The sequence below is a fragment of the Pedobacter cryophilus genome (assembly GCF_005116455.1).
Classification (GTDB): Bacteria; Bacteroidota; Bacteroidia; order Sphingobacteriales; family Sphingobacteriaceae; genus Pseudopedobacter; species Pseudopedobacter cryophilum.
Window position 1 is genome coordinate 484723 of the sequence record NZ_SWBP01000001.1, and the last position, 17060, is coordinate 501782.

General features: G+C 35.9%; 13 protein-coding genes. 2 read left to right on the plus strand and 11 right to left on the minus strand.

Annotation, left to right across the window (positions count from 1 at the left end; all coding sequences use genetic code 11):
- Positions 1-20: 20 nt before the first annotated feature.
- Complete coding sequence (locus tag FA046_RS02065; RefSeq protein WP_205943589.1) at positions 21-1385, minus strand: MFS transporter; 1365 nt, start codon at positions 1383-1385, stop codon at positions 21-23.
- Between the two features lie 10 nt (positions 1386-1395).
- Positions 1396-2058, minus strand: a complete 663-nt coding sequence (locus FA046_RS02070) for a bifunctional 4-hydroxy-2-oxoglutarate aldolase/2-dehydro-3-deoxy-phosphogluconate aldolase (protein ID WP_136824698.1) — start codon at positions 2056-2058, stop codon at positions 1396-1398.
- Between the two features lie 218 nt (positions 2059-2276).
- On the opposite strand from FA046_RS02070, the gene FA046_RS02075 reads away from it, so the two are divergent.
- The gene (locus FA046_RS02075; protein ID WP_136824699.1) at positions 2277-3302 is read left to right on the plus strand and encodes a sugar kinase; all 1026 of its coding nucleotides are present in this window, start codon (positions 2277-2279) and stop codon (positions 3300-3302) included.
- Between the two features lie 81 nt (positions 3303-3383).
- A complete protein-coding gene (locus FA046_RS02080; RefSeq protein WP_136824700.1) occupies positions 3384-3833 on the plus strand; it encodes a YhcH/YjgK/YiaL family protein in 450 nt (149 codons plus the stop codon).
- Between the two features lie 224 nt (positions 3834-4057).
- Here FA046_RS02080 and FA046_RS02085 read toward each other — a convergent pair whose 3' ends face one another.
- From FA046_RS02085 to FA046_RS02125, 9 genes are all read right to left on the minus strand, one after another.
- Complete coding sequence (locus FA046_RS02085; protein WP_136824701.1) at positions 4058-5077, minus strand: sugar kinase; 1020 nt, start codon at positions 5075-5077, stop codon at positions 4058-4060.
- Between the two features lie 110 nt (positions 5078-5187).
- On the minus strand, positions 5188-6594 hold the full coding sequence (gene uxaC, locus FA046_RS02090; RefSeq protein WP_136825307.1) for a glucuronate isomerase: 1407 nt from the start codon (positions 6592-6594) through the stop codon (positions 5188-5190).
- A gap of 56 nt (positions 6595-6650) precedes the next feature.
- Positions 6651-8300, minus strand: a complete 1650-nt coding sequence (locus FA046_RS02095; protein ID WP_394347361.1) for a UxaA family hydrolase — start codon at positions 8298-8300, stop codon at positions 6651-6653.
- A 4-nt stretch (positions 8301-8304) separates the two neighbouring features.
- Positions 8305-9861 carry a tagaturonate reductase gene (locus tag FA046_RS02100; RefSeq protein WP_225870863.1) on the minus strand — a complete coding sequence of 519 codons (1557 nt, stop codon included), beginning with the start codon at positions 9859-9861 and terminating at the stop codon, positions 8305-8307.
- Entirely contained in the window at positions 9831-11771 is a 1941-nt protein-coding gene (locus FA046_RS02105) for a glycoside hydrolase family 88 protein (protein ID WP_136824703.1), read from the minus strand. The genes FA046_RS02100 and FA046_RS02105 overlap by 31 nt, the downstream gene beginning before the upstream one ends.
- Position 11772: 1 nt before the next feature.
- Positions 11773-13491 carry a glycoside hydrolase family 28 protein gene (locus tag FA046_RS02110; RefSeq protein WP_136824704.1) on the minus strand — a complete coding sequence of 573 codons (1719 nt, stop codon included), beginning with the start codon at positions 13489-13491 and terminating at the stop codon, positions 11773-11775.
- A 157-nt stretch (positions 13492-13648) separates the two neighbouring features.
- Complete coding sequence (gene kduI, locus FA046_RS02115; protein WP_136824705.1) at positions 13649-14479, minus strand: 5-dehydro-4-deoxy-D-glucuronate isomerase; 831 nt, start codon at positions 14477-14479, stop codon at positions 13649-13651.
- A gap of 10 nt (positions 14480-14489) precedes the next feature.
- Positions 14490-15254 (minus strand): SDR family oxidoreductase, encoded by a 765-nt coding sequence (locus FA046_RS02120; protein WP_136824706.1) that lies wholly within the window; start codon positions 15252-15254, stop codon positions 14490-14492.
- A gap of 852 nt (positions 15255-16106) precedes the next feature.
- On the minus strand, positions 16107-17057 hold the full coding sequence (locus FA046_RS02125) for an alpha/beta hydrolase (RefSeq protein WP_136824707.1): 951 nt from the start codon (positions 17055-17057) through the stop codon (positions 16107-16109).
- Between the last annotated feature and the right edge of the window lie 3 nt (positions 17058-17060).

Consider the following 17060-nt stretch of genomic DNA (forward strand, 5'->3'; position numbering starts at 1 on the left):
TAATTTAATGTAGCCGCCAATTAAATTTCAACTGCTTTCATTTTAGGCACCAATGCTTTCATCACAGACCAAGCAACAATGTAAGCCAAAGCGCAAATGGTAAACATAATGGTATAACCTGTTTCTATATGCCCTAAAGCTTTATAATGATCAAATAAATAACCACCTAATTTAGACATAAATACACCACCTAAACCACCTGCCATTCCGCCAATTCCAATAACAGAAGCTACTGTTTTCTTTGGAAACATATCTGATACTGTAGTGAAAATATTAGCAGACCATGCTTGGTGAGCTGATGCTCCAATACCAATAAGGATAACCGGAAACCAAACACTATAAACACCTAAAACTGGCGCTAATAACACAACTAAAGGAATTAATGCAATAATCAACATTGCTTTCATTCTACCATCATAAGGCTTGTACCCTTTGTTGATAAAGTAAGTAGGGAAATAACCACCACCAATACTTCCAAACATAGTCATGGTATAAAGAACCGCAATAGGCAACATAATATCAGTACCTGTTAACCCATATTGTGCCTTTAAATACGCCGGTAGCCAGAATAAGAAAAACCACCATACGCCATCTGTCATAAATTTACCAAATACAAATGACCATGTTTGCTTGTACCCTAAAAGTTTAAACCACGCTACTTTTTCAGTAGCAGGTAATGTATCTTCTTTTGTTATTTCATCTACATCACTTTCAATATATGCTCTTTCAGCTACAGATAAGCGCTTTTGTTTAGAAGGCAATTCGTAAAATAAAAACCAAAAAATAAGCCATACAAAACCAAAAGCCCCAATTGCCCAAAAAGCAAATTGCCAACCATATTGATAGGCAATCCAAGGCACCGTTAAAGGAGCCAAAATAGCGCCAACGTTAGAACCAGAGTTAAATATACCAGTTGCAAAAGAGCGTTCTTTCTTAGGGAAATATTCTGCAGTTGCTTTTATGGCAGCCGGAAAATTTCCTGACTCTCCAAAACCTAATAAAGCCCTAGAAACCATAAATCCTAATACAGAAACAGATACCGTTGTAATGCCTAACCATGTTGTTAAAGGAAGCATTAAAGCGCCAATACCTTCGGCGTAAGCATGTAATATAGCCGCTATAGACCATATAATTAATGCTAAAGCAAAACCTGTTTTAGTTCCTAATTTATCTATTAACCTACCGGCAAATAACATAGAAATTGCATAAGAAAACTGGAAAACAGCGGTGATATTAGCATAATCTGTGTTAGTCCAACCAAATTCATCAGCTAATAATGGTTGAAGAAGACTTAATACCTGACGATCTAAATAATTAATGGTGGTAGCAAAAAATAACAGCGCACATATTGTCCACCTGTATTTTCCTATTTTTTCTTGTATCATGTTTTAAAGATTAACCTTTAATAGATTTTATAACTGCTAATACGTCTTTCGTATTTTGCGCTAAAAGAGCGTAGTTGCCATCAGTCATTATTTCTTTACTGATTAATTTACTTCCCATTCCAACTGCACAAACACCTGCTTTAAACCAGCTACCAATGTTTTCTTTACTTAAATCCACCCCACCTGTTGGCATAAATAGCTGCCCAGCAAAAAGTTCTTTTATAGAAGAGATAAACTCTTGGCCTAAAATATTAGCAGGAAAAATTTTAATTAATCCAGCACCATTTTTTTGTGCAATAGAAATTTCTGTAGGCGTCATACAACCAGGTATCCAAAGCAGATCGGCTTTTTGACAAACCTCGGCAACCTCAGGAGTTACAATTGGGCAAACAATAAAATCAGCACCTGCATCAATAAAATCTTGTGCTTCTTTAGGGTTCTTAATAGTTCCAATACCTAACATTAACTCGGGCATTGTTTCTAAAGCAACTTGTTTCAATTTTCTAAAATTGGCCAAAGCCTCTTTTCCTCTGTTGGTATATTCTATTACTCTTACACCTGCATCATAAACAGTTTGAGTAATGTCTATACTTTTTTGCTCATCGGGATGAAAAAATAAAGGAAGCATTCCTTGGTCAGTAATCGCTTTTAGAAGTGAAGATTTCTTATCCATTTAAGTTTAATTTGGTTATTTTATAATAGCTAACTAAAGTAGAAAATTTATGGCTTTAAAGAAGAAAATGAGGGTGATTTAAAAAAACAATCTACGCAATCGATACCGATGATTTTTTTTAAAATCTTCTTCGATATATGCCATTAAGTGTATTTTTGGATTCTGTTCGATATAAAATTGAATATAACCACTTTATTTACTTAATACAACACAAAACGATGTCTAAAAAAGTCGTAACACTGGGAGAAATCATGATGAGATTATCTACACCAGACTTCAAAAGATTTGTACAAAGCGATACATTTGATGTAACCTATGGCGGTGGAGAAGCTAACGTGGCTGCTGCTCTTTGCAATTACGGATTAAACGGAACATTTGTTTCTAAAGTGCCTGATACTGCTATTGGCCAAGCGGCAATTAACCATTTACGCAGATATGGTGTAGACACTAAATTTGTTGCCAGAGGTGGTAACAGATTAGGAATTTATTTCTTAGAAACTGGTGCTTCTATGAGAGCTTCTCAAGTAGTTTATGACAGAGCAGACGCTTCTATTTCTGATGTTGATGCTGCTGAATTTGACTGGGATGCAATTTTTGAAGGTGCAGATTGGTTTCACACTACCGGTATTACACCTGCATTAAGTGATAAAGCTGCGGCTTTAACTTTAGCAGCTTTAAAAGCTGCAAAAGAAAGGGGCATTACTACAAGTATCGATTTAAACTATCGTAAAAAACTTTGGAGTAAAGAAAAAGCTAGAAAAACAATGACAGAACTTTGCCAATACGTTGATGTTTGTATTGGAAACGAAGAAGATGCCGATACTAGCTTAGGTTTTACCAGCAAAGGCACTGATGTAACCAAAGGCGAATTAAACTTAGACGGTTTTAAAGATGTTTGTAAGCAAATGAAAGAGAAATTTAATTTCAAATACATCGCATCTACTTTAAGAGAAAGCCATAGCGCATCTGATAACGGATGGAGCGCATTGGTTTATGATGGCACAAGTTTTCACCATACCAAGCAATATGAAGTTCGTATTGTAGACCGTGTTGGAAGTGGAGATTCATTTGCAAGTGGATTCATTTACGGCTTAGTAACCGGAAAATCAATGGCTGATGCTGCTGAATTTGGTGTTGCTGCTTCTGCATTAAAACACACTATCCCTGGCGATTTAAACCATGCAACACTTTCTGATGTAGAAGGTTTAGTAGGTGGCGATGGTTCTGGTAGAGTTCAAAGATAATTTAAGAAAGTCGGCAGTCCGCAGTAAACTTATATAAGCGGTACGCGGACTGCTGACTTTTAACCCTAATCTTTAAAAATCATGATTATAGATACTTTGGCTAACGCCGATAAATACCTAAGTGTTCACCCATTATTTGCACCTGCATTTGAATACCTTAAATCGGTGGATTTAGAGGCTATTGAAGATGGAAAATATGAAGTTTCTGAAGGCTTAAAATCTATTGTTGCTACTAAAATAGGAATGACGGCGCAAGAGTCTGAAGCTAAATTTGAATGCCATAACAACAACATTGATATTCAGGTTTGCATCAAAGGAAACGAAACTTTTGGTTGGAAATCTAGAAACGATTGTAAAAGTCAAAAAGGAGAATACAATCCAGAAAAAGATGTATTGTTTTTTAATGATGAACCAAGCATGCACTTTACCCTAAACGGTGGAGAATTTGTGATCTTTTTCCCTGAAGACGTTCACGCCCCAATGATTGGCGAAGATGAAATCAAGAAAATGGTGATTAAAGTGAAGAAATAATTTTCGCTTTTTAAAGCTGATAAAATTTGAGGTCTGTGGTTTTCTGCGGACCTTTTTTTGTGTTTTGTGTTTTGGGCGTTCGAGCGGGCTTTACGTTACAATCTTTTTGTGAAAAACAAAAAGGATTTTCACTGCAATCCCTAACGCATTATTATCTCACTGATAAACCGTTGAAACGGTTTCAACTAAATTCAATTTACATAGCCCACGGTTTAAACCGTGGGCTATTTATGGTCAATATTTCCCTTTTTAACAGTTAAAACATCCTGAGTAGTTGCATCGCCTTGTTCTTGCAGTTTGCCAAAAGCAGCTGCTGTAGCGTAATCTACAATTTCTTGAGCTTGATGTTGGTTGTAAAAGCCATAAATTAACCCGCCCATAAAACAGTCGCCGCTACCTGAACGGTCAACTACGCCTTCGCAACTCAACTCTGGCGAGTGGTAAGATTTTCCTTGAGTAAATAAAGCGGTATAATAGTTTAACAAATTGCTATCGCTATCAAACCTAAAAGTGTTAGCTACAGTTTTGCATTTTGGGAATTTTTGAATCAACTCCTTTGCGGTGGCTTCGGCATGAGCCAAATAATCTTTTCTATTGCCTTTAGCATGAATGTTTTCATCAATTGAGGTACCCAACAAACTATTTGCCGACCAGATATTTCCCATCAGTACATCACAATATGCTGCTAATTTGGGCATAATTTCTATTGGTTCTTTACCGTATTTCCATAACCGGGCTCTGTAGTTTAAATCGCAAGAAATGGTAATCCCTTTTTGTGCGGCAGCCTCGCAAGCTTCTAGGCAAACATCGGCTACGTTTTCATTTAATGCCGGACTAATGGCTGTAAAATTAAACCACGAAACATCTCTTAACACTTTATCCCAATCTATCATTCCTCTTTTTAATTCAGAAAAAGAAGAATGCTCACGATCATATACCATACTGCCTTTTAAATCGGCACCACGTTCTAAATAATAAACGCCTATTCTTTTACCAGCAAAAAGTATGGCCGAAGTAAAAATTCCTTTGTACTCTAAATAGTCTAACACATGGCGTGACATAAAATTATCTGGCAAAACTGTGCAGTATTTCACTGGAACATTCCAACCTGCTAAAGCTGTTGCCGCATTAGCTTCGGCGCCACCCATGTATAGTGTGAAAGGATTATTTTCACTTAATAAATCATCTGCTGGTGAAGGAGAAATACGCAGTAACAATTCGCCAAAACAAAGGACTTTTTTCATGAAAATGCTTTAAAAATAACAAATCTATTTTATCGCAGAGTCCTCTGCAAGAGAACCTGCTTGGCCGTGAATTTAAATAGCCCACGGTTTAAACCGTGGGCTATTAATAATTACAAGCTAAAATATTCTTTTGCGTTGTTGTAAGATATGTCCTGTACAATTTTACCAATCCACTTTTCATCATCAGGGATTTGACCATTTTCCATTTCGCTTCCCAATAAATTACATAGTACTCTACGGAAATACTCATGACGAGAGTAAGAAAGAAAGCTTCTAGAATCTGTTAACATCCCAACAAAAGTGCTTAAAACGCCCATGTTAGATAAAGAATTCAATTGCTTTTCCATTCCGTCTTTCTGATCTAAAAACCACCAGCCAGAGCCAAATTGCACTTTTCCTTTAGTTTTTCCATCGGCAAAGTTTCCAATCATGGTTGCAAAAACATCGTTATCTGCAGGGTTTAAATTGTAGATAATGGTTTTAGCCAACTGATCATCTAAACTTAAATTTCCTAAGAAATTAGATAAACTTTGTGCTTGTTTAAAATCGCCAATAGAATCATAACCTGTATCTGGACCAAGCTGACGCATCATCCCATGGTTATTATTTCTAATGGCACCTAAGTGAAATTGTTGCACCCAACCTTTTTCGTGGTAGATTTTGCTTACTGCTGTTAAAACATATCCAGCGAAAGCATCCGTATCAGAAAAAGTATCTACGGCGCCGCTTAAAAATTTAGCAAACTCTGATTTTTGCGCATCAGTTAAAGTTAGTTTTGCAGGAACGGTAGTTAAACCATGATCTGAAATAGAGCATCCATGAGCTGCAAAAAAATCAATCCTGTTTCTTAGAGCTGCAATTAAAGACTCTACATCTTTAATTTCTACGCCCGAAGCAGCAGATAGTTTGGCTATGTAAGCTCTGTAAGTTGCTGCATCACCAATTATCAAAGATTTATCAGGACGGAAGGATGGTTTTACTTTGATCTCAAAATTTTGATCAATTAAAGCTTTGTGGTATGCTAAACTATCTGTAGGATCATCAGTTGTGCCCACCATTTTCACGTTAAATTGCTTTAACAAACCTTGGGTTGAGAAATTATCCTGAGCTAAAAGTTGATTACTATGTTGATAAATTTCCTTCGCCGAACCTTCATTTAAAAATGAATTTACCCCAAATGGATTTTTTAGTTCCATGTGTGTCCAATGAAATAATGGGTTTCTGATTGTTGCAGGAACTACTTTTGCCCAAGCATTAAATTTCTCTTCATCAGATGCATCACCAGTAATAAAACGTTCGTTTACTGCCAAAGTACGCATGGCTCTCCATTTGTAATGATCGCCTTTTAACCAAATTTCAGTGATATTTTTAAACTTTTTATTCTCGGCAATTTCTTGCGGAGGCAAGTGATTATGGTAATCTATAATCGGCATATCTTTAGCATAATCATGATAAAGAATTTTTGCCTTTTCAGAATAAAGTAAAAAATCTTCTGGGATTACCGCTCCGTCTTTCATCGTACTTAGTGTACGAATGGTATCTAAAATATCCATTTTAAAACTTATTTAAATATTTATAATGAAACCCCTCTTTTCCAAGGGATAAAATCGTCTTGTACGTGTTTTACTGCTGCTACCTCAATTTCTCCACTAGCTACTTTTATGAGGTAATCTAAAATTCTTTCTCCAGCTTGGTAAATTGTTTCCTCACCATCAATAATGCTTCCGGTATTTACATCCATAATATCACTCATTTTATTAAAGAGCGTAGTATTGCTAGAGATTTTTACCACTGGTGTAATTGGATTGCCTGTTGGCGTACCTAAACCCGTAGTAAACAACACTAAATTTGCTCCGGAGCCTACTTCTGCTGTGGTAGATTCTACATCATTACCTGGCGTACATAATAAGTTTAAACCTGGTTTGGTTACTTTTTCTGGATAATCTAAAATGGCTACAACGGGAGAAGTTCCTCCTTTTTTTGCTGCACCGGCTGATTTAATGGCATCGGTAATTAAACCGTCTTTAATGTTCCCTGGTGAAGGATTCATGTCAAAACCAGAACCTGCTTCAACCGCTCTTTGGTTATAGGTTTTCATTAATGATGAAAAACGAGTGGCTTCTTCTGCGGTCACACATCTATCGCTTAAGTTTTGTTCTACACCACAAAGCTCAGGGAATTCGGCAAGGATTACTTTACCACCTAAAGCCACTAATAAATCTGAAGTATAACCAATAGCCGGATTTGCCGAAATGCCTGAGAAACCATCAGAACCACCACATTCTAAACCAATAGTGATTTCACTTAATGGAGCGGGTTTTCTGGTGTTTTGATTGGCTTGCATTAAGCCAGCAAAAGTTTGTTTAATGGCTGCGGCTAGTAAATCTGCTTCGGTACCTACTTTTTGTTGATCTAAAATATAAAGTGGTTTACTAAAATTTGGATCTCTTTTTTTAATCTCAGCTTCTAAAATAGGCACTTGAGCATTTTGACAGCCTAAACTTAATACCGTTGCGCCCGCCACATTTGGATGGGTAATGTAACCAGCTAATAAGCCGCAAAGTGTTTCGGCATCTTGTCTTATTCCGCCACAACCGCCATCGTGATTTAAAAACTTAATTCCATCTACGTTAGGGAAAAGCCTTTTACTTTTCTCTGCTTGTTCTTCAATAAAAATATCAGCGTTTATGATGGTTTCTACATCGGCACCAGCCTGATACAAATCAATTAATTTAAGCGCTTGATTTTGGTATGCTTTTTTGCGACCATAACCTAAAGGCGTAACTAATGCTTCTTGTAAAACCTCTAAATTTCTGTTTTCGCAAAAAACCATTGGTATCACTAACCAATAATTTGCAGTTCCAACGCTTCCATCCGGCCTATGAAAACCATTGAAAGTAGCATTTTGCCATTTGCTTACATCGGGTTTATCCCAAGCCAAATTTCTTTCGCCAACTTCAAAAGAATTGGCGGCATGCTTAATATTTGCGGTGGTAATTAGGTTTCCGGCTTTTAAATCAATTTGTGCTTTACCCACTAAAACACCATACATGATGATTTCTTGACCTTGCTTTAAATCTACGGTTACAAATTTATGCTTGGCTTTTACATCATCTAAAAGGGTGATTTTTTCATCATGAAAAATGATGATTTCGCCTTTAAAAAGATTTGTTAATGCAACCAGCAAATTATCTTTTGGATGAACTTTTAATACTCTTTCCATGATACTAAGATTGAATTTTTGCTATTTCACTTTTCACCATTTCTTTAAGCGCAGCTTGGCTATCCATTTTACTTAAGTACTGATTTACTGCTTTACTAAAGCCCGGAATAATGGTTAATTTATCTCCCCAAAGAAGGGTGTCATTTAAGACGGCATCAACAATTTTATCTTGCGAATTTTTATTCCACAAATCAGCTAAATGGGCTGCCTTGGTATCATTAATCAGGTATTTTTTACCTTCAAAAGAGCCAAAAACCTCTGTTCCTTTTTGGATTTCGGGCTTCATAAACCTGATATAAGCCGCAAAACCTAAAGCCATTAAATTTGGCGCCGATTTAAACACTTCTTGGTATTGAAGCAAGATGGGCACTACTCTCATTTTAAGTTTTGATGTAAAATTTGCCGTAATACTTAACCATTGGTGGTTGATATGTGGATTACGAAACCGATCTAAAACCTTGTAAGAGAAATCGTCTGTTTGTTCTTTTGTAACCTTGTAAGGAATTGCCGGAGCAATTTCATTCCTCATTAAATTTGAAATAAAATCTGCTGTTGATGCATCGTCCATTGCAGATTTTACGTTATCAAAACCTGATAAATAGGCTAATCCACAACTTAAAGTATGTGTGCCGTTTAGTAAACGAAGCTTTAACTCGCGGTGTAAATTAATATCAGGAGTAATGACTACGCCTTTATCTGCTTTGGCAAAAGTGAGTTTTTCGCTTATTTTTCTATCGCCTTGTATGGCCCAAAGTCTGTAAACTTCAGAAGAGATTAATAAATTATCTTCATAGCCTAATTCGGTTTGCAGATTGCTAATTTGCTCGGCATCTGGTTTGCCTGGTACAATACAATCAACCAAAGAATTACAAAAAGAATTGTGATTTTTTATCCAGGCTATAAATCCGTTTGGTAGGTTGTTTCTTTTAGCCAACATGATCACAATTTCTTCTAGCTTGGTTCCATTATCAACAATTAATTCTGTTGGAACAATTACTAAACCCTTGTCTTTTGCACCATTAAATTTTTTGTATCTATGAAGCAATAAAGCCAACAATTTACCCGGAAAAGAAAGCGGTGGTTTTGCATAAACATCATCTTCTACCAGTTGAATTCCAACTTCTGTGGTATTGCTGATGACGATTTCTAAAGATTCACTAGCGGCTAATTCTAAAATTTGATCCCATTGTTTGCCAGCAGTTAACACTCTGCTAATGGCTGATGAAATAATATTTTGCTCAATAGTTTCGCCGTTTTCAATCCCTTTTATACATAAAGTATAGAGCGAATCTTGCTCATCAAAATCACTGGTAGAACCTTGGTCGGTTGATTTTACGACTACAATTCTGCCATTAAAAACACCTTGTCTGTTTGCTTTATCAATAAAATAATCAGGCAAGCCTCTTAATAAAACGCCTGTTCCAAATTGTAAAACTTTTTCTGGCAAATTAAAGATAGCATACTCCGGAACGGTTACTTTATCTTTATTTACAGCGTGGATATTTAATTTATTTAAAATCATTTTCTTAATTATTTCTTTGGGACTTGCTTTAAAAGCCATTCCATTAATTCTTTAGTAGCCGTTAAATTTTGGAAGCTATCAGAAAGTCTTCTGCCATCTATATACTCATTATATAACCAAGGATCGCCAACGGCAAACACAGTTCCTTTACCTAATTTAGAAATTGCCATTACCACATCTCCTTTATGGGTTACTACTGGTGTTGCTGGCGCTGTTAAATTTAAAGTGCTAATTTCTTTTAAATAAGCATTAGGACCCGATGGGAAAACCATATTTCCTTTTGGGATGCTAATCATTCCCATTTCATATTGGGTACCAATTACTGGGTTTTTCATTTCCTTTTTAAACTCTATTCCAAAAGCTTTTGATAATCCGTTAAAACGATCTAATTCTGCATTGGTAGAATCATTAGCCAACAATAATAAAACACCTCCATTTTTTACCCAATTGGTAATATTTGTAATGGAAGTAGCATCCATAAAGTTTGGTTTTTCTGTTTCCTTTTTGGTATCAGGATCTACAATGATGTACACATCGGCTTTGCCTAAATTTGAAAGTGTAGGTGCATCTTTTAAGGTTTCTGTTTTTGCGCCCATGTTTCTGATGCTTTCTCCTAAAAGCCCAAAACCGTTATTATCCCACTCGTCCCAAACGTAATGAAAGCTTTCTTTTTTACCTGTAATATCTATTCTAAACTCGTTATTAAAATAATTATCAAGCATTACAGTTTTACCATTACCCACAGCAGGAATATTTCTTAGCTCCATTTCATTGCTAGCCAAAATAAATGCACCCATTCCTTTGGCATCATCCTGAATTACTTTTTCGCTCAAGTAATACTCATAACTACCATCTCTGTATGGTTTTCCGCCTAAACCAGCAACGCTTACGGTGCCGTTAAGGTGTAATAATCCTTTATCATCAACTTCTAAAAATTCTTTTTGGATGCCTTTATATGCTTTTGCCGCCACCGACTCGAATTTTGAAGGTAAATAACCCAACCTTACCCCTTTAGCTAACGCATATACAAACATGTTAGCTGCAGAAGCTTCCAAATAATTTCCTTTTCCGGTTGGTTTATCCATTACTTGGTACCACAAACCAGATTTAGCATCCTGACTTTTTTCTATAGCAGTAGAAAAACGTTCTAAAATTGCAATCAGGTCTTTTCTTTTTGGGTGATTTGCTGGAAAGTTATCTAAAACATCCACTAAAGCCATCCCGTACCATCCCATCGCTCGGCCCCAAAAATGAGGGGAGTTTCCGGTGGTTTTATTAGCCCAAGCTTGTTCTTTAGATTCGTCCCAGCCGTGATAAATCAATCCAGAATTTGCGTCTCTGGCTACACTTTCTATATGTATAAACTGGTTGGCAATATCATCAAAAGCTTCAGGCTCATGAAATTCTGCTGCCCACTCTGCTAAAAATGGCATTCCCATATATAATCCATCTAACCAAACCTGGTGTGGATAAATCTTTTTATGCCAAAAGCTACCTCCTTTTGTACGTGGATGATCTTTTAATTGCTTCCTAAGCTCGGCAGCAGCGGTATAATATTTCTTTTTTCCGGTAACCTGATACATCAATAACAGAGATCTGCCGGTGCGTACGTTATCAATATTATAATCTTCTAACTTGTAGGTTTTGATTTTGCCATCTTCTCCTACAAAATTATCCATACTTCTTTGTACGTAATTATAGTAATCTCCATTTCCGGTACGTTTCCAAACATTGGATACGCCTTCTAAGTAAACTCCTGTTTCATAAGTCCATTTTAAAGGGCGACTTTCATTTTCTATTGGAAAAGGCCATTTCACTAAAACGGTTTTAGCCATTTCTTCTGAAAGGCTTTTCTGATCTTTTACATTAGCCGTTTTATAAGAAGCACAAGAACTAACTACAGTTAGTAGGATTAATAATGCGACACTATATTTTTGAAAATGATTCATATTATTTGATGGTTAATGAAGAAGAATTTGCTCCGAGACTGTAGGTTACTTTTTCTTTTGCTGCAGGAATCGTTGAATTTGAAATGCTCACTCCTGATGTTTTTTCGCCTGATAGATTTAAAAGAGTTTTAAAATCAGCTAATGGTTTTAAGGCATTAAAGCTAATTTGCTTACTGTTTCCAACAGCAATTAAATGATCAGTTTTAGTGCTTAGTAAACTCAAATTTTTGAAGGTTACATTACTAGCTTCTGAAATTTCTACTCCTTTATCAGACTGAATAACTATGTTTTCAAAGTGAATATCTTGAATGTTTATCTCAGGCAAACCTCTAATAAATATTGCTTTAGCGGCACCGTTACAAACTACATTTCTGATATGAAAATCTTTAAATTGAGGAGTTTCTTCTGTTACTGGAAGTAAAACTACTTTTGGAGCATCGGCTTTTTCGCCAGCTAAAGGAACCGGATCTTTTGCCATGTAATACATATCAAATAAAATAGCCTCGCCAGCAATATCACTCATGTTGATATCAGAGATGTAAATTTTTTCTACCACGCCTCCTCGGCCTCTGGTGGTTTTAAAACGTAAACCTATATCGGTACCAATAAAAGAATTTTTATAAACGAAAAGATTTTTAGCTCCGCCAGACATCTCGCTACCTATTACAAAGCCGCCATGTGCATGGTAAACCACATTGTTTCTTACAATTACATTTTCTGTTGGCATTCCTCTTTTCCTACCATCCTCATCTCTGCCAGATTTGATACAAATTCCATCATCGCCAACATCAAAAGTAGAGCCTTCTATCATCACATTTTTACATGATTCTATATCAACGCCATCGCCATTTTGTGCGTACCAAGGGTTTTTAACGGTTAGGTTTTTTAGGGTAAGATCTTCACACATTAATGGGTGTAAACCCCAAGCTGGTGAATTTTGAAAGGTTACGTCTTCTAATAAAACCTTTTTACAATTGGTAAGAACCATTAAGTTAGGACGAAAGAAATCTTTCATATCCTGATAATCTGCTAAAGATTTACCGGGTTGAATGACGCCGGCATCTTTAGTTTGATCTCCTTTTAAATAGCTGTCAGATGGAAACCAAATTCTTTTATCGGCATTTAACAATCCGCCAGATGCTACCAGCTTTTTCCACTGAGATTCTGTTAATTTATCTTTTTTAACCGCTCTCCAAACATCTCCGTTACCATCTATAATTCCAGAACCTGTAATGGCAATATTTTCTAAGTTAGTGCCTGAAATTGGTGATTGATTTCTAACTGCTTTTTTACCTTCCCAATTACCTTCTATTAATTTATATTGAGATTTATCTGGTGTGAAAAGCAAAATTGCGCCCCTCTTTAAATGCAAATTTACATTGCTTTTTAACTCTACCGGACCAGTTAGCCATAACCCACTAGAAATTAAAACTACGCCGCCACCTTTTTTGTTACAAGCAATAATTGCATCATTAATACTTTTAGTATTGAGTGTAATTCCATCGGCCTTAGCCCCAAACTTTAAAATATCAAAGGTATCTTTTCTAAAAACCGGAGTTTTTATAATGGGCATTTTAACCTTAAAATAATTGATAAAAGCCAGTGAATCTGTAATTTCTGATGAATTACTTATTGCTGATTTAACTGTTTTAGCTGAGCATGATAATAGTAAAACCTCAAAAACAAGGCCCATTAAAATTGCTGATTTTAGATTTTTCATTTATTTTTCCCCGTTTTAACACAAATAACTTAGGCTATTTATTTAAAAATTAACCTAAGTTATTTATGCGTTTGTTTAATTTAAAAAGCCCCCTTAAAACATTTGAACTAACCAATAGAAAAAAAATGAAAAACGGGGGCTTAAAGCTTTATTTGGTTTATTTTATATCTGTAATTTTTATAATATCCATATCACCATAATCTTGGTTTTCGCCGCCCATTCCCCATATAAAAGAATAACTAGCGGTACCACAACCAGAGTGTATAGACCATGGTGGACTGATGATTGCCTGGTGATTATGCACTAAAAGGTGACGAGTTTCTTGTGGTTCGCCCATAAAATGAAATAGCGTTTGGTCTTCAGCTAAATCAAAATAGAAATAGGCTTCCATTCTTCTATCATGTGTGTGAGATGGCATGGTATTCCAAACACTACCTGTTGTTAAAGTGGTTAAACCCATTACTAACTGGCAACTTTGAATGCCATCTGCATAAATATATTTATGAATTGTTCTATGATTAGAAGTATCTGCAGAGCCTAAAACTACTGGGGTAGCTGCCGCTTCTTTCATTAATGTGGTAGGATATTCTTTATGTGCCGGAGCAGAAAGAATATAAAATTGTGCTGGCTCACTTGCAGATACAGAAGTAAAACTCACTTCTTTGCTTCCTCTGCTTATGTATAAACAATCTTTTTTAGCTACATCGTAAGTTGTTCCGTCTACGGTAATACTTCCTTCGCCACCAACATTAATTACGCCTAGCTCTCTTCTTTCTAAAAAGAAATCGGCTTTAAGCATTGGATAATTTTCTAGTGCCAAGGCTTTAGTTGTGGGCACTGCGCCACCAACAATAATTCTATCATAATGGCTGTAAGTAAAAACTACTTCTCCATTTTTCATTAACTCTTCTATCAGAAATTGTTCACGCAGTTCTGCGGTGTTCATTCCTTTTACTTCTTTTTGGCTGTTGTGATATCTTTGTTTCATGTTCTAAATTTTATCTGCCCATCCAACCACCATCAACGGTGATAATGGTTCCATGTACATAATCTGCTGCTTTTGATGCTAAAAAAACGGTAACTCCACCAAAATCTTCTGGGGTGCCCCATCTTCCGGCCGGAATTCTGCCGAGTATAGATTTACTTCTTTCTTCGTCGTTTCTTAATGCTTCGGTATTATCTGTTGCTATGTAACCTGGCGCTACTGCATTTACATTAACCCCTTTTGATGCCCATTCATTAGCAAAAGCTTTTACTAAACTACCTATTGCTCCTTTACTTGCGGCATAACCAGGTACAGTAATTCCACCTTGGAAAGTTAAAAGAGAAGCAGTAAATATGACTTTACCCGAGCCATGTTCTAGCATTCTTGCTCCAATTTCTCTGGTTAAAATAAATGGTGCATCTAAATTGATGGCTAAAACATTATCCCAATATTCATTTGGATGTTCTGCTATTGGTTTACGCATGATGGTGCCTGCGTTATTCACCAAAATATCTATGACTGGGTTTTCTGCTAGTACTGTTACTATGAACGACTCTAAAGCTTCTCTATTGCCAAAATCGCATTGATAAGCCTTAAATTTTTTACCTAGTTTTTGAACCTCCATTTCGGTTTCGCCTCCACTTAATGGCATATTTGCAGATACGCCAATAATATCAGCTCCAGCCGCAGCAAGTGCTAAAGCCATCCCTTTACCAATGCCTTTATTACAGCCGGTAACCAAAGCAACTTTCCCACTTAAATCAAATAAATTCATCATTTTTCTTTAATAAAATATTGTTTGTGTTGGTTTAAAAAATATTTCTGATTGATTAGAAATCTTGGTTTATTAACAATTTTAATCATTATTAACCTGTTTTTGATGCCAATATAGCCTATTTATTTATGCAATCGATGCCGGTAAGGTTTGCGTAAAGTGTGATTAGGGATGATCGTGTTTTAAATGCGAAGGGTATAGTTGAAAGTGAAATTTTAACCACTAAGAACACAGAGATCTCAGAGCTAAAATACAAACTTAGGTTTAAATTTTTTATAGCCACGAACACACGAATTTCCTCGAAGCTGGGTTGGTGACTACAAATTAAATAAAGTTTTTTTTGCCACGAATACACGAATTTTCTCGAAGCTGGATGGCTATTCTTCCTAAATCATTTAAACTTTTTATCTGCAATAGCTTATCTCCTTAATGCATTAGTGTTTTATTCGTGTATTCGTGGCAAAAAATTAAACGCTTTTTTTTAAGACACAAATTTTCTCGAAGCTGGGTGGTTATTCTTCCAAATCATTTAAACTTTTTATCTGCAATAGCTTATCTCCTTAATGCATTAGTGTTTCATTCGTGTATTCGTGGCAAAAAATTAAACGCTTTTTTTTTAAGACACAAATTTTCTCGAAGCTGGGTTGGTGACACAAATTAAATAAAGTTTTTCTTGCCACGAATACACGAATTTTCTCGAAGCTGGATGGCTATTCTTCCAAATCATTTAAACTTTTTTATTTGCGATAGCTTAATCTCCTTAATGCATTAGTGTTTTATTCGTGTATTCGTGGCAAAAAATTAAACGCTTTTTTTAAGACACAAATTTTCTCGAAGCTGGATGCCCAATTATCGCTATTTAAAAACGCGATCTAAAAACTTAATGGTGTAATTTACCGTTGGGCTAAACCAAGGATTAAAAAACCAAAAAGGATGTGGCGTATTGGGAAACTCATGTATTTCTGAATAAATATTAAAGCTATTTAGTTTTTTAACCATGTCATCTCTTCCGCCATGAAACCTAGGTGTGGAGCTATTGATAAAAATTATTGGAACCGAGTTTTTATCCACATGGCTTAAAGCCGATGCCTCGTTCCAAATTTCTGGTTTATCTAAATAAGTTCCGCCTAACCATTGAGCAGCTACAACACTTTCAGAAGATTCGGGATGATGGAAAGCTAAAACGCCATCTACATCTATAACGGCTTGTATGTCGCCAGCTATTTTTGAATCTGCTGTGGGTCCATCGTATTTTTTATCTCCATTGGTTGTGCCTAATAAAGCCGCCATTTGGCCACCAGAAGAAAAACCCATTGCCGCTATTTTATTAGAATTGATTCGGTACTTTTTAGCGTTTTCTCTCATCCAGCGAATAGCTGATCTAACATCTTGTAATCCGGCAGGATATGCTGCTTCTAATGATAATCTATACTCCACAGCAACAGTTACATAACCACTTTCGGCAATTTTTTTGGCGATGGCTATGGTTTGAGATCTATCACCAGAGCGCCAGCCACCACCATGAATTAAAATAACAGCTGGATAACCATTTTTTATCTTCTTTTTAGGATAAATAATATCTAAATGCAGCGCTCTGTCCCCAATCTTTTTATAAACTAAATTCCCTTTTAATAAGAGATTTTTGCTTAGCAGAGAATCGGCAATGGTAATAAAAGGAAATTTCTTTTTCTCCTTGATAAAAGTGCTTTGCAAAGTAAAACTGGTATCTCTAGGAATATTGGTTTTTTGCCGGCCTAAAGCCGAATTTGTAAATAACACGAAAAGAAAAATCCAAAATATCTTCATTAA